The sequence below is a fragment of the Christiangramia fulva genome, from assembly GCF_003024155.1.
Classification (GTDB): Bacteria; Bacteroidota; Bacteroidia; order Flavobacteriales; family Flavobacteriaceae; genus Christiangramia; species Christiangramia fulva.
The window spans coordinates 3,147,115-3,162,422 of sequence record NZ_CP028136.1 but is presented as its reverse complement, the minus strand read 5'-3'; the positions used below and the strand labels follow the sequence as shown (position 1 = coordinate 3,162,422).

Below are 15,308 nucleotides of genomic sequence, written 5' to 3'. Positions count from 1 at the left end.
CGCCGTTGTTTATAACCGGTTAACAAGTAAATGAAAGCAGCTTTATTCCGGCTTTTATAAATTCCTATATTTAAGAAACTTTACTTGCCATGAATCCAAGAGATTTTAACCTAACGGAGCTCAGGCCTGAGATTCCTTCAGCAAGAATTACAGAAAATATGAGTTCAGATGAGCGGTTTCAAAATGAAACACTACGTCCCGTAATTAAATTACAGGATGATTTACTCGTTGCTGTTTTTAGAAATTACGTTAGCAAACACAAGAATGCCTTTTATGAGCTGAAGCTGGAAAAAAGGTTGCTTTACATCGAAAATGCCATTCAAAGGGACATCAAATTTCGAAACAGCGTAAAGGGAATGATCATCGGGCAGTTTACTATTCAGGAATATGAAAATTACATTAAGAATTCATCGGCTTTGAACAAACGTATGATGAATATTGTAAGAGAAAGACTGCAAAGCAATATCCAGCTTTTAGAACGCGATCTGGCGTACTAAAAGTCCGATGATGATTGTGATAGAAAAGCTCAATAAAGTTCCCACCAGGACGTATTCGGTTTGCTTGCGTGCGCCGGCCTGAGATTTATCGCTGAACCTGAGAATCGATTTGGCAGCAATAAGAAAGCCTATTGCTGAAAAGTTGGAAGTTAGAATAAAAGTGAGCACGAGAATCCGTTCAAAAATTCCGATATAACGTCCCGCGGAATTGAGGCCGTCATTGAGCAGAACTCCATCTGCTTCGGTTTGCCATTTTTTGGTCGCTTTCCCAATTAGAAAACCTGCGGGAAAAATTATAATAAGATAACCCAGAAGAAGGCTTAGAAAAGTTGTGGATTCTAATAATTCACGGAAAAACGGAATTATATTTTCAAAATTTGAGGTAAGAAAAAGCCAGGCAACCAGGATAGCCAGTAGATGAAGGAACTGATCGAAAAGAAAAAGTTTAAGATTGTCTCCCTTATGGAGTTTCCACAAATCGGTAAAAAAGTGAGCTACACTTATAAAAACGGCTATATACCACCATTCCAGCCGCATTAGAAAAATAAAAGTAAGTAACCCTGCTATTAAAGAATGAACATACAAAAAGGCTGATCTTGATTTCTTTTCCCTTTTCTGAACGATCAATTTTGTGGGTTGTAGCGCAAAATCAGTGATGATATGCGCCAGCAGCAACTGAAGTAATATTAGGAGGCTATTTTCCATTTGAAAAATGTTCAGAAATTACCTTTTCATAACGCAGTAACAGGGCGTTGATTGCTTCCCAGCCCGCCGCCTTCTTTCGCTGATTGACCGCCGATTGACTGATATCAAGCTCTTCAGCGATCTCGGTTTCTTTTAGGCCTTTTAAAAGATAATAGATCACTTCAGCTGAAGCAGTGCTCCACTTATCGGCGAGCGTATCAAAAAGAAAAAGAGAAGTATTAAACTCTTCATTTACGGCCTCAACAGGAGTTTTTAGCTGCGTTTTCCGATTAAGAGTCTTCATACTATCAAGGGTTCGGCCAGAAAACTGAAAAGCCTGGCCGTTGGCTTCGGCAATCGACTCTCTTTCAAAATCATAAGTACCGATCCCAATAGCACATTTCATATCGGCCTTTATAGCCATGTTTCTTTTATTGCTAAGATCAGATTCGTCAAGCTGATTGATAGCAGTTTTAATCTTTAATACTACCCGCAACGCCTCTTCGGGATTTTTTAATATTCCCTGAAAACTGTCTCCCCTATAGATCCTGAAATCTGAACCAGATTCTTTCAAAATATCAAATTCCAGCTTCAAAACATGCAGGACCTTCTCCAGTAAGGTATGGGAATAACCGGAGGAATTAAGGAGATCGGCTGAAATTACTGCTATCATATTATCAAATATAGAAAAAATAAGATTAAAAGCTTATAACTATCTTTAATAAGCCTGTATGCTTATATTTTACAATTATAAGCTTAAACCTTCCCTGCCCCGCTTATTAAATATTTGCTAAATGTTCGGTAAGCCGGTAAAGCTTATTTAATTTTAAAATCCATCCAAAAAAGAAACCGGAAAATGATAAAAAATAAAGAAGAACTATTTATAAAATGCCTGGAAACCGTAAACCGTCAAATTGAAAAATACGAGCGGGAAATGGACGACATCAGGGAATCGATGGAAAACAATGACGTGCATACCGATTATGACGAGGATGACAGCAAAGGTCAACTGCTGAATGACTTTGAGAAATACGCCGAATACCTTGATAATTCGCGTAAAATGAAAGAAAAACTCAGCCGCATTGATCAGAAACACTACAGTGAAACAGTCGATTTTGGAAGTGTGGTAGAAACCAGTGAAAACTATTATTATATATCGGTAGCATTGGGAAAAATTGTACTCGATGAAGGAAGCGTAGTTTTTGCCATTTCAACAGAAGCGCCAATTTATAAAGAGATGAAAGGCAAAAAGGCCGGAGAAAGCTTCAGTTTTAATGGAAAAGACCACAAGATTGTAAACATCCATTAATTATTCGGGGTACTCAATACGCAAATGGTAAATATTCTTAAGCTTACGCTTAAGAATTTTTTTAACCATTTGAATCTCCTTAAAGGTAATATTTGAATTCAGGAACTGACCTTCCTCCATTTGTTTATTGATGATCTTTTCAACAAAATTGTCGATGAGCACAGAGGTTGGTTCTTTCAAACTTTTACTTGCGGCTTCAACACTATCACACATCATGAGAATTGCCGTTTCCTTGCTAAAAGGAATGGGCCCGGGATACCTGAAATCAAGAGAAGAGGTATTGTCATTGGCTTCTTTTTCTTTTCGGTAAAAGTAATATACCGTGGTTGTTCCGTGATGGGTTCGAATAAAATCAATTACTCTATCAGGTAAATTGTTCTTTTTGGCAATCTCGATCCCTTTAATCACGTGATCAATGATGATCTGAGCACTTTCACGCGGTGACAATTCATCATGAGAATTTACTGAAGTGGTTTGATTTTCAGTAAAATAAGTAGGATTCTGCATTTTGCCAATGTCATGATATAGAGCCCCAACCCTTGAGAGCATGGCATTTGCATTGATCTCATTCGCGGCGGCTTCAGCTAAATTTGCCACATTAAGGCTGTGGTGAAAAGTTCCCGGTGCCTTTTCTGCCAGTTCTTTTAACAGTTTTGAATTAGTATCTGAAAGTTCAAGTAAAGACATATCGCTAACCATTCCGAAGATCTTTTCATATACATAAATCAAGGGCTGCACGAAAAGTGTTGCAAGACCACCTAACAGAAAAGTGAGAAAAACTTCAATTTTCACATCCTGAATCTCTCCCTCCTGGATAATCGTAAAAGCAAAATAAGAAATGATATAAACCAGCGTAATCTGGCCAACTGAAATAAAAAGATTAGCCCTCTTGTAAAGTTCGCTAACGGTTAGTATGGTAACGATCCCTGCAATGATCTGCAAAAACATATATTCATAACTATTGGGAACGATAAACCCTAAAAGCAGAACCGTTAAAACATGGGTGAACAATCCCAATCTTGCATCAAAAAAAGCTTTGAGAGTAAGGGGCAGGATACATAAAGGTACCACATAGACATACTGAATATTAAAGTTTACCACGAGAGTAGTCAGCATTACCATAAAAATAATGTTGAAAAAAATGAAGGTCACCTTTACATTATTTTCAAAAATGTTCGGACGGTATTTTCTCATGAAAAGCAAAAGCATGAGCAGGGCCAGTGCAACAAGGGTGCTGTACCCCACAATGATCCAGTTGTAATTAGATTTGCTCCAGACCTGTGATTCATATTCAGCTTTTAGAGACCGAAGGATATTGTATTTATTCCCCTCAACCACTTCACCTTTGGCAATGATCCGGCTGCCCTGTTCTATAATTCCCCGCGTATAGGAAATATCATCGAGTTTACTTTGAAGATCTTTTTGTGTAAGTTCACTGTTAAAGGTAACATTGGGTTCTATGGAATTAAAAAAGACTTCTAAAAGTTCGGTTTTAAAAGAAGTAAAGCCCGCAGCTTCAATTTCATGAGTTATAAAAGATCGTACTTCTCCCTGCTTCATGATCTTTTTATAGGAAACTTCAGAAGCCTCATTTCCTTTTAAAAGATAAACAAGCTGGTCTGGTTCCAGCCGATTGCTTTCCTGAAGCAGCCCGTGTTCATAAATCTTGTCGATAGTTTTTGTGACAAAATTATCAATGATCTTTTGATAAGACTTAAGGATAGAATCAGCAAAAACATTCTGAACCTGTTGTAAGGCTTCCTTTTTAACTTTTGATGGAACAAGGGTATCATAGGAGTAATAAGGAATATGAGAATTTTTTATCTCATTCCGTTCTTCCTTTAATTCTTCATCAGATTTAAGTATGGCGAAATCAAAAGGTGCGTAAAGGTTTTCATATTGCCAGGGTTTCCCCTTGGGGATATCGTATTTGAATTTACCTCCTTTCGGAAGGAGATAAACAATTAAAACCGCAGTAAGCACGTATAGAAAAACCTTATAAAAAAGTGCCTGATTTTTATACAGCTTATTTATAAAATCACTCATAGATTCAAGAGCTAATGCCCAAATGTAGTAAAAATAGGTCTGAAAGCAGAGGTTATTTAATTCCTTATAAAATCACTAACTTCGCAATTCCTGAATAAAATAAAATATCATCATGAATAAAGACGTAGTAATAGTAAGCGCAGCAAGGACTCCAATTGGTAGTTTTCTGGGCGAACTTTCCACTGTTCCAGCACCAAAACTCGGATCTATTGCCATCAAAGGAGCCCTCGAAAAAATTAATTTAAAACCAGAAATGGTTGAAGAAGTTTTAATGGGAAATGTAGTGCAGGCAGGTGTAGGTCAGGCACCAGCAAGACAGGCATCATTGGGCGCGGGAATTCCCGATACCGTTCCCTGTACTACCGTCAATAAGGTGTGCGCAAGTGGTATGAAAGCCGTTATGCAGGGTGCCCAGTCAATTATGCTTGGCCATACCTCTATAGTAGTTGCCGGCGGAATGGAAAACATGAGCCTTATACCTCATTATCTGCATTTAAGAACGGGAAAGAAATTTGGTCCTGCCAATATGGAAGATGGAATGCAGAAAGACGGACTCGTAGATGCCTATGACCATAATGCAATGGGCGTTTGTGCCGATCTTTGTGCCAGGGAATATGAATTTTCGAGAGAAGAACAGGACAAATTTGCCATCCAATCTTATGAACGCTCAGCCAAAGCCTGGAAAGAAGGAAAATTTGATAATGAAGTCGTTCCTGTGGAAGTTCCACAGCGCAAAGGTGAGCCCTTGATCGTAAAAGAAGATGAAGAATTTAAAAATGTAAGAATAGATAAAGTGTCTTCCTTACGACCTGCCTTTTCAAAAGATGGAACTGTAACCGCGGCAAATGCCTCTACCATAAATGACGGAGCAGGCGCAGTTGTATTGATGAGCAGGGAAAAAGCCGAAGAACTCGGATTAAAACCTCTCGCCGTAATTAAAGGATTTGCTGACGCTGCGCAGGAACCAAAATGGTTTACCACGGCACCTGCCAAAGCCTTACCAAAAGCACTTGCCATAGCAGGTGTAAAACAGGAGGAGATCGATTTCTTTGAATTTAATGAAGCCTTTGCTGTAGTAGGCCTTGCCAATATGAAAATATTAGGTTTAAGCGATAAGAATACCAATGTAAATGGCGGAGCTGTTTCTTTGGGCCATCCGCTTGGATGCAGTGGCGTTCGAATTTTAATAACCCTGATGAATGTTCTTGAACAAAATCAGGCAAAATATGGTGCGGCTGCAATTTGTAATGGCGGCGGCGGAGCATCTGCAATGATTATTGAACGTATTTCTTAATTAATCAGCATTTTACTTTAATGCAATACGGAATTTGCCCTTTAAGTATTGTACCTCTAAGAGTGTCCCCTTCTCATGAAAGTGAGATGACTTCGCAGCTTTTATATGGCGAACATTTTAAAATTCTGGAAGAAAGATCCCAATGGTGCAGAATTCGGGGCGCTGCTGATGATTATGAGGCATGGGTAAACAATCTCCAGATCTATAAGATTTCTCAGGAAGAATTTTTTGAAATAGAAGAAAGTCCCCTGGAATTGTTATCAGATCTTATTGATCATATCACCGATAAAGAAGGATTATTAATGCCGATTGCCATGGGTTCGGTTCTTAATTTTGTTCAAAAGCTGCAACATCAATTCGAGGGAGAATCGCTTTCGGGTCAACTTCAGAAAGAGAACCTGGTGAATACAGCCTTGTTATATCTCAATGCACCGCATCTCTGGGGAGGTAAAACCGCCTTTGGAATTGATTGCAGCGGACTCGCCCAGATGGTCTATAAATTAAATGGCTATAACCTAAAAAGAAAGGCTGCTGAACAGGCTAAACAGGGAGAAGCTTTAAGTTTTATTGAAGAGAGCGAAGCTGGAGATCTTGCGTTTTTTGATGATAATGAAGGGATCATCAATCATGTAGGCATCATGATGAACGACAATTATATCATCCATGTTCACGGAAAGGTTAGAATAGACAGGATTGATCATTCCGGCATTTTTAATGTAGATTTTCGCAAACATACTCACAAACTCCGCGTGATCAAGAAGATCCTTTAAAATTGATCTTTTTAGAATTAGCATATAAAAAAAGCCGCTTCAAAAGCGGCTTTTAAAATTTTAAACGATCTTCTTATTGATTTGCCTGAGCTAACAACTCTTTCATCTTTTCAACCTTTTCCTGCATTCCTAAATTGGAATAAATATTCATTGCGGTTTTGATCACATTAGTATCGGTAGAGTCAACTTCCAGCGCTGCTTCAAGATAAGGCAGGGCTCTTTTATAGATTTCCTGTCTTTGTTTGTTTAGCTCATCATATTTCTTGGTGTCTTCCTTGCTCATTCCCAAGTTGTTCATCTGGTCAATAAGATCACGTTCATTGCTTAAAATGGCCGCAACTAGATTAATTCTTGCTTCATTATAATCGTCCTTAATAGCGATCGCTTTTTTATAATTCTCTATAGCTTTTTCATTTTTTCCTAATTCGGCATACATTAAACCAATATTATTAAAAACTATAGGATTAGTAGGATCCATTTCGCCAGCTTTCTCAAGGGTAGAAATCGCTTTTTCCTTTTCTCCCATTTGATAGTACATATTGGCTTCAGAAAGAACAAGAGTAACATCATCAGGATTATTGGCTTTTGCCTCATTCATCGCATCGATCGCTTTATCATATTCTTTTTGATTGATATAAATCCTTGCGATCAAAGAAGTAATATCTCCTTTTTTAGAAGGAATTTTTTCATCCTTTGGGTCTTTGTATTCTTTTGTTTTCAGCATCAGGTCTCTTTGAGATTTTGAACTAAAAGTTTCTCTCTCTCCGCTTTCAACATTCACTGCGGTATAAGCAACCCCGGAACCGTCATATCCCAGATCATTCAACATTTCAAGATAATCCACCGCTTTATCATAATCCTGAGCCTGTACAAGATTGTTGGCTGCATAATAAAGATAAATAGTGTCTTTTGGACTTATCTCGTAACTGGTGTAAAGTTTTTCAGCCGCTTCAGCATACTTTTGGTTGTTCTGATCATCAATGGCGCTTTGAATCATATTATTTTTCAAAGCTATTAACTTTTCTGCAGCATCATCATTTCCCATATCGGCTGCTTTCTGAAAAGCCATGGCTGCAGTTTTTAAATCATCGGCTGAGGCATTTTTGCCATTTCCCATATACGCCTGACCTTTATACAGATAAAAACGTTCTTTCCATTTATCATTCAATTCACCAAGATTAGGCTCTGCAACTTTCAGCTGAGCTTTAGCCTCGGCATAATTTCCATTTTCAATAGCATCTTCGGCATTTTTTACCTGATCTTTTTGAGCAACGGCTGCAAAAGTCAGAAGAGCCAGCGCTGCTGTAATAATATTAGTTTTCATTGTGGTTTTGGTTTTAGTTTTTATTCCTCACTATCGTCTGCAATAGTTGTGCCATTTGCTGATTCTGTACTGCCGGCAGGCTTTTCGGCCTCTTCGATGCTTTCTACGTCATCCTCATCATGCAGCACTTTTGCTACTGCGGCAATGGCGTCGTTCCCTTTCAGATTGATAAGTCTAACTCCCTGAGTTGCACGACCCATTACGCGAAGATCTTCCACAGCCATCCTGATGACGATCCCCGATTTATTAATGATCATTAGATCGTCGCTATCAGATACATTTTTAATTGCGACAAGTTGTCCGGTCTTTTCAGTGACCGAAATGGTCTTAACCCCTTTACCTCCACGGTTGGTGATGCGATAGTCTTCGAGGCTGGAACGTTTTCCGTATCCATTTTCAGAAACAACCAGAATATCAGAATCAAAATCGTTCACCGCTATCATTCCAACTACTTCATCGTTATCATCGGCAAGGGTAATTCCCCGAACTCCGGAAGCATTTCTGCCCATTGGCCGTGTTTTACTTTCTTCAAAGCGGATAGCCTTACCACTTTTTACGGCCAGCATCACCTGGCTATTTCCTGTGGTTAATTTAGCTTCCAGCAGCTCATCACCTTCTTTTATGGTAATTGCATTTATTCCGTTTGTTCGTGGACGAGAATATCTCTCTAAACGGGTTTTCTTGACCTGGCCTTTTTTGGTCGCCATGATCACAAAATGATTTTCTACATAATCCTCATCTTTTAGATCCTGGGTACAGATGAAGGCTTTCACGCGATCTTCAGGTTCAATATTGATAAGGTTCTGAATAGCACGGCCTTTTGAAGCCTTTGAACCTTCAGGGATTTCATAAACCCGCATCCAGAAGCATTTACCATTCTGGGTAAAGAACAGCATATACTGGTGGTTAGTTCCCACGAAAAGATATTCGAGGAAATCTTCATTCCTGGTATTGGAGCCTTTTTGACCAACGCCGCCTCGGTTTTGAGTTTTATATTCGGTAAGAGAAGTTCTTTTGATATAACCAGCATGGGAAATTGTGATTACAACTTTTTCATCCGGGATCATATCTTCGATACTAAGATCGCCACCGGAATATTCAATTTCAGATCTTCTTTCGTCGCCATACTTTTCTTTAACTTCCTGAAGCTCTTCTTTGATCACTTCCATTCTTCTCTCCTTTCTGGCGAGAATATCCCTGAGGTCTTCAATGGTTTTCAGAATTTCTTCATATTCGGCACGCAGTTTATCCTGTTCAAGACCAGTAAGCTGTCTCAATCGCATATCGACGATCGCACGCGCCTGGATTTCGGTCAATTCAAAACGCTCCATCAATTTCTCACGTGCCTCGTCGGCATTCGAAGAAGCTCTGATAAGCGCAATAACTTCATCAATATTATCTGAAGCGATGATCAAACCTTCAAGGATGTGAGCTCTGTCTTCAGCCTTTTTTAATTCATAGGTTGTCCTTCTAACCACCACATCATGACGGTGCTCCACAAAATGATAAATAAGATCCTTTAAATTGAGCATTTCGGGACGCCCGTTTACCAGGGCAATGTTATTAACACTGAAGGAAGATTGAAGTGCGGTATGTTTGAAAAGGGTATTCAATATAATATTAGGAATTGCGTCCCGTTTTAACTGATATACGATTCGCATTCCCTTACGGTCAGATTCATCCCTGATCAAACTAATTCCGTCAATCTTCTTTTCATTAACAAGATCGGCCGTTTTCTTGATCATATCGGCCTTATTGACCTGGTAAGGAATTTCAGTAACCACCAAACATTCCCGGCCATTGATTTCTTCGAGATGGGATTTTGCCCGCATCACAATTCGGCCACGGCCTGTTTTAAAGGCTTCACGAACGCCGTCATAACCATAAATAATCCCTCCTGTTGGAAAATCGGGCGCTTTTATATGCTGAATAAGTTCATCAATTTCGATATCGTGATTATCGATGTACGCGATGGTTCCATCAATAACTTCTGAAATATTATGTGGAGGCATATTCGTTGCCATACCAACGGCAATTCCGCTTGCTCCGTTAACAAGAAGATTAGGCACCCGTGTAGGAAGAACTACCGGTTCGCTCAGGGAATCGTCAAAGTTCAATTGGGTATCAACTGTTTCTTTGTCGATATCGGCAAGTAGATCTTCACTTATTTTTCGCATTCTTGCTTCGGTATATCGCATCGCTGCCGGACTGTCACCATCAACAGAACCGAAGTTACCCTGACCATCTACAAGCATATACCTCATACTCCATTCCTGGGCCATTCGCACCATGGTATCATATACCGAAGAATCACCATGAGGATGATATTTACCCAGAACTTCACCTACAATTCTTGCAGATTTTTTATAAGCCCTGTTAGAAAGAACTCCTAACTCATACATCCCATATAACACCCTTCGATGAACAGGCTTTAACCCATCACGCACATCCGGCAGAGCACGTGACACAATGACCGACATCGAATAATCGATGTAAGCCGACTTCATTTCATCTTCAATATTTATAGGAATAAGCTTTTCTCCTTCAGCCATATTTATATATTTAATTTTATCTTAAAATTCTAACGCGGCAATTTACGCATTTTCTCCTTGTTTTACAGGCCTTCAAGGCCATTGAACTTCAATTTTTATTAACAAATTTTTATTGGCATTTGGTTAATAAGTTCACTAATTTACCTTTTGATTATTGAAAGTAATTTTGTCTATTAGCTACTAACTCCTTATTAGGTACAGTTTTTGAACTTTCAGGAGTGAACAAAAAATGAGAAAGGAAAGAAAAGATGGATGATAATTTTTCACCAAGAGTAAAAGATGTGATTGCGTACAGCAAGGAAGAAGCATTGAGACTCGGCCACGATTTTATCGGGACTGAACATCTTATGCTTGGTTTGCTGCGAGATGGAGATGGAAAAGCTATAGAAATATTGAATGCTCTGGAAGTAGACCTTGGACACCTGCGACGTAAAGTCGAGATCTTGAGTCCGGCGAACCCCAGTAATGTGTCGATAAGTAATGAAAAACGCAACCTGCACCTAACCAGGCAGGCAGAGCGCGCATTGAAAACAACATTTCTTGAAGCTAAATTATTTCAAAGTTCCTCAATAAATACCGCACACTTACTGCTGTGTATTCTGAGAAATGAAAACGACCCTACAACTAAACTTTTGAACAAATTGAAGATCGATTACGACGGAGTAAAAGACCAGTTTAAATATATGATCGCCAGCGATGAGAATGATTTTACCGACAGCCCTTCTGCGGAATCTTTCTCAGATGACGATACCTCAGGTGATGAGGCCACCCGGGAAAATCCGTTTAGCAGCAGTGGAAGCGGCGGCACCGGAAAAACTTCCAAAAAATCGAAAACACCCGTTCTCGATAACTTCGGAAGGGACCTGACCGCATTGGCCGAAGCCGATAAACTGGATCCTGTAGTTGGTCGTGAAAAAGAAATTGAAAGGGTTTCCCAGATACTTAGCCGACGAAAAAAGAATAATCCGCTGTTGATCGGTGAACCCGGTGTGGGTAAATCGGCAATCGCTGAAGGACTTGCATTAAGAATTGTAAAACGAAAAGTGTCAAGAATCCTTTTTGACAAAAGAGTGGTTACCCTTGACCTTGCAAGCCTGGTTGCGGGAACTAAATATCGCGGACAGTTCGAGGAACGAATGAAAGCAGTAATGAACGAGCTGGAAAAGAATGATAATATAATTCTTTTCATAGATGAGATCCATACGATCGTTGGTGCCGGTGGTGCTACGGGAAGTCTGGACGCCAGCAATATGTTCAAACCTGCACTTGCACGTGGAGAAATTCAATGTATTGGAGCTACGACTCTCGATGAATATAGACAGTACATCGAGAAAGACGGTGCCCTGGAAAGAAGGTTTCAGAAGGTGATCGTAGAACCTACCACGGTTGAAGAAACTATTGAAATTCTTAACAATATCAAGAATAAATACGAAGAACATCATAATGTCGTGTACACACCTGAGGCGATCGATGCCTGCGTGAAACTCACTAACAGATATATGACCGACCGTTTTCTTCCAGATAAGGCGATCGATGCCCTGGATGAATCCGGATCACGGGTACATATAACTAATATAGATGTTCCCAAGCAGATACTTGATTTGGAAAGGAGACTTGAACAGGTTCGGGAAAATAAAAATTCTGTTGTTAAAAAACAGAAATATGAAGAAGCTGCGAAGTTGCGTGATGATGAGAAGAACCTTGAGAAGGAACTAAGCATTGCACAGGAAAAATGGGAAGAAGAATCGAAAAAACATAAAGAAACAGTTTCTGAAGAAAGTGTCGCTGATGTTGTATCGATGATGACCGGAATTCCTGTTAATAGAATTGCTCAAACCGAAAGCAACAAACTGGTAGAACTTCCAAAGAAAATCAAAGGAAAAGTTATTGGTCAGGATGAGGCCGTTGGCAAAGTGGTGCGCGCAATCCAGCGTAACCGTGCCGGGCTTAAAGATCCGAATAAGCCAATTGGTTCTTTTATTTTCCTTGGGCAGACAGGTGTAGGTAAAACCCAGCTGGCAAAGGTTCTGGCCCGCGAACTTTTTGACAATGAAGATTCTCTTATTAGAATTGACATGAGCGAATACATGGAGAAATTCGCTGTTTCCAGATTGATCGGAGCCCCTCCGGGATATGTGGGATATGAAGAAGGTGGACAGTTAACCGAAAAAGTAAGAAGGAAGCCTTACGCGGTAATTCTTCTGGATGAGGTTGAAAAAGCCCACCCTGATGTATTTAATATGTTATTGCAGGTTCTGGACGATGGTTATCTTACGGATAGCCTTGGCAGAAAAATCGATTTCCGCAATACCATTATCATCATGACATCCAATATCGGAGCAAGAAAGCTTAAAGATTTTGGTCAGGGAGTTGGTTTTGGTACTTCAGCGAAGAAATCACAGGTTGATGAGAATGCTCGAAGCGTGATCGAAAATGCTCTTAAAAAAGCCTTTGCTCCTGAATTTCTTAACCGTATCGATGATGTTGTGATCTTTAATACGCTTGAGCGGGAAGACATTCACAAGATCATAGATATCGAGCTTGCCAAGCTTTTTGAAAGGATCAGGGACCTAGGTTATAACCTTAATCTTACCAATAAAGCGAAAGATTTTATCGCCGAAAAAGGTTTTGATAAGGAGTATGGTGCAAGACCTTTAAACAGAGCTATTCAGAAATATATCGAAGACGCTTTGGCGGAAGAGATAATCACCTCCAACCTTAAGGAAGGAGATACTATTGAGATGGATCTCGATGAAAAAAATGATGCGCTCAATATTAAAATTGTGAAATCTGTTAAAGAAACTGAATCTTGATAACAGTAAAAATCAGAACTTTAAAAGCCGGTTTAAACCGGCTTTTTTATTGCAATTTTCTTTTTGACTTTCTGAAATTAAGCTACCTTTATACCATTAAGCCCTACACAAAAAATGACAACAAAAGAGATTGATCTTGACTTTGGAAAAGTCATTATCCATAAAAACATTCTCATCGCAAAGCTCAATGAAGGTATTCTTTTCGATGTAGAAAGCAATCGCAAATTATTAGATTTAGGAAAAGAAATTTTTAAAGGCGAAGATTACGGGTATATTTCTCATCGTGTGAATTCTTACGCTGTCGACCCTATGGTTTATTTTGAATCTGCCAATGTCCGAAACTTAAAAGCGATCGCTGTGGTAAGCTACAATGAATTTACGCGCAAAAATGCTGAAATGGTAGAAAGAAATTTTTATAAAGACCCTGAAAATGCTTTTGGAGTTTTTGTAACTCTTGAAGAAGCTGTTGCCTGGATGCTTACAAAATTTTAATCTACTATAAAGTCAGTTATTCTATAGTTTTGGATAAACGACCGGGCCTTTTTGATAAAAGGAGCCATTGTCACATCTTCTTTCAAAACGGGAACTTCTTTCCTGAAATCCTGCAATATTTCTTTAATTTTTGGAGAAGTCTTTGCCGGCTCTCTGAAGTGCATTGCCTGGGACGCATTGAACAATTCTATTGCCAAAACGGTATGTAAATTTTTTATAGTTTTCAATAGTTTTGTGGCGGAATTAGCTCCCATACTTACATGATCTTCCTGCCCATTTGAAGAAACAATTGAATCTGTCGAAGCTGGAACAGAAAGCTGTTTATTCTGGCTCACAATACTTGCCGCAGTGTATTGCGGTATCATAAATCCGCTGTTCAAACCCGGGTTTTCTACCAGGAAAGCCGGTAATCCACGAAGTCCTGATACCAGCTGGTAAGTTCTTCTTTCAGAAATATTGGCGAGCTCAGAAACGGCTATCGCAAGATAATCCAGGCCTAAAGCCAATGGCTGACCGTGAAAATTACCTCCCGAAATTATTTTATCGGCTTCAATAAAAATATTTGGATTATCGGTAACCGAATTGATTTCGGTTTTAATCGTTTTATGAACAAAAGCAAGGGTGTCTTTACTCGCTCCATGGACCTGAGGAATACACCGAAACGAATATGGGTCCTGCACATTCTTTTTCTCTGAAAGTGCAATTTCACTGCCGTCGAGAAATTCCCTTATCCTCTCAGCTGTTTTTACCTGCCCGCGATGCGGACGAACCTGGTGTACCAGATCGTCAAAAGGAGACAAATTACAATCAAAAGCATCTACAGAAATCGCTCCTATAAGATCAGCCCAATAAGATAGTCTATAGGTTTGAAGAAGTGCATAAACACCATGAGCACTCATGAACTGGGTTCCATTAAGAAGGGCGAGACCTTCTTTGCTCTGTAGTTTCAGGGCTTGCCAGTCAAACTTTATAAGAATTTCCTTTCCGCTCCAGCGCTTCCCATTATAATAAACTTCCCCATCACCAATAAGCGGTAGAGCTAAATGCGCCAGGGGGGCAAGATCTCCAGAGGCTCCAAGTGATCCCTGTTCATAAATAACGGGTAAAATATCATAGTTATAAAAATCGATAAGCCTTTCGATGGTGGCCAATGCCACACCGGAATTACCATAACTTAAAGACTGGATCTTTAATAGCAGCATAAGTTTAATCACAGGTTTGGAAACCCGGTCTCCCGTTCCGCAAGCGTGTGAACGCACCAAATTTTCCTGTAATTCAGTAAGTTTTTCTGAAGTGATCTTTACATTACAAAGCGCGCCAAAACCTGTATTTATGCCATATACCGGCGAATCGCTCTGTTTTATCTTTTCATTGAGATAAGTCCTTGCTTTTTCAATATTTAAACGGGCTTCATCACTTAATGCCAGTTTTTTATCATTTTCGATTATTTCCTGTATATCCTGGAGGTCTAAAACGGCCGAACTTATATAGTGAAAATCTTGATGCATTTTAATTTATTGGTTATTG

General features: G+C 39.4%; 12 protein-coding genes. 6 read left to right on the top strand and 6 right to left on the bottom strand.

The window, feature by feature from the left end; translation table 11 throughout:
- The first annotated feature begins 89 nt into the window (after positions 1-89).
- Entirely contained in the window at positions 90-497 is a 408-nt protein-coding gene (locus C7S20_RS14055) for a glyoxalase (protein ID WP_107013070.1), read from the top strand.
- On the opposite strand, the gene C7S20_RS14050 is transcribed toward C7S20_RS14055, so the two are convergent.
- Positions 474-1,202, bottom strand: coding sequence for a DUF3307 domain-containing protein (locus tag C7S20_RS14050; protein ID WP_107013069.1), 729 nt, complete (start codon positions 1,200-1,202; stop codon positions 474-476). The two genes, C7S20_RS14055 and C7S20_RS14050, sit on opposite strands and share 24 nt — an antisense overlap.
- Positions 1,192-1,854: a hypothetical protein gene (locus C7S20_RS14045; RefSeq protein ID WP_107013068.1), complete on the bottom strand. Its 663-nt coding sequence runs from the start codon at positions 1,852-1,854 to the stop codon at positions 1,192-1,194. The genes C7S20_RS14050 and C7S20_RS14045 overlap by 11 nt, the downstream gene beginning before the upstream one ends.
- A 183-nt stretch (positions 1,855-2,037) precedes the next feature.
- Between C7S20_RS14045 and C7S20_RS14040 the strand changes: the two genes are divergently transcribed.
- On the top strand, positions 2,038-2,490 hold the full coding sequence (locus C7S20_RS14040) for a transcription elongation factor (protein WP_107013067.1): 453 nt from the start codon (positions 2,038-2,040) through the stop codon (positions 2,488-2,490).
- Here the strand turns inward: C7S20_RS14040 and C7S20_RS14035 are convergent, their stop codons facing one another.
- On the bottom strand, positions 2,491-4,536 hold the full coding sequence (locus tag C7S20_RS14035) for an HD family phosphohydrolase (RefSeq protein ID WP_107013066.1): 2,046 nt from the start codon (positions 4,534-4,536) through the stop codon (positions 2,491-2,493).
- A gap of 112 nt (positions 4,537-4,648) precedes the next feature.
- Between C7S20_RS14035 and C7S20_RS14030 the strand changes: the two genes are divergently transcribed.
- Positions 4,649-5,830, top strand: coding sequence for an acetyl-CoA C-acyltransferase (locus tag C7S20_RS14030; RefSeq protein ID WP_107013065.1), 1,182 nt, complete (start codon positions 4,649-4,651; stop codon positions 5,828-5,830).
- Positions 5,831-5,850: 20 nt separating this feature from the next.
- Positions 5,851-6,600: a C40 family peptidase gene (locus C7S20_RS14025; protein WP_107013064.1), complete on the top strand. Its 750-nt coding sequence runs from the start codon at positions 5,851-5,853 to the stop codon at positions 6,598-6,600.
- Positions 6,601-6,673: 73 nt separating this feature from the next.
- On the opposite strand, the gene C7S20_RS14020 is transcribed toward C7S20_RS14025, so the two are convergent.
- Positions 6,674-7,924 carry a tetratricopeptide repeat protein gene (locus tag C7S20_RS14020; RefSeq protein ID WP_107013063.1) on the bottom strand — a complete coding sequence of 417 codons (1,251 nt, stop codon included), beginning with the start codon at positions 7,922-7,924 and terminating at the stop codon, positions 6,674-6,676.
- A 20-nt stretch (positions 7,925-7,944) separates the two neighbouring features.
- Complete coding sequence (gyrA, locus tag C7S20_RS14015; RefSeq protein ID WP_107013062.1) at positions 7,945-10,476, bottom strand: DNA gyrase subunit A; 2,532 nt, start codon at positions 10,474-10,476, stop codon at positions 7,945-7,947.
- A gap of 248 nt (positions 10,477-10,724) precedes the next feature.
- Here gyrA and C7S20_RS14010 point away from each other — a divergent pair, with 248 nt between their 5' ends.
- The gene (locus C7S20_RS14010; protein ID WP_107013061.1) at positions 10,725-13,289 is read left to right on the top strand and encodes an ATP-dependent Clp protease ATP-binding subunit; all 2,565 of its coding nucleotides are present in this window, start codon (positions 10,725-10,727) and stop codon (positions 13,287-13,289) included.
- 114 nt (positions 13,290-13,403) lie between these two features.
- Positions 13,404-13,781 (top strand): hypothetical protein, encoded by a 378-nt coding sequence (locus C7S20_RS14005; RefSeq protein ID WP_107013060.1) that lies wholly within the window; start codon positions 13,404-13,406, stop codon positions 13,779-13,781.
- Here the strand turns inward: C7S20_RS14005 and hutH are convergent.
- Positions 13,778-15,289 (bottom strand): histidine ammonia-lyase, encoded by a 1,512-nt coding sequence (gene hutH, locus C7S20_RS14000; protein WP_107013059.1) that lies wholly within the window; start codon positions 15,287-15,289, stop codon positions 13,778-13,780. The two genes, C7S20_RS14005 and hutH, sit on opposite strands and share 4 nt — an antisense overlap.
- Between the last annotated feature and the right edge of the window lie 19 nt (positions 15,290-15,308).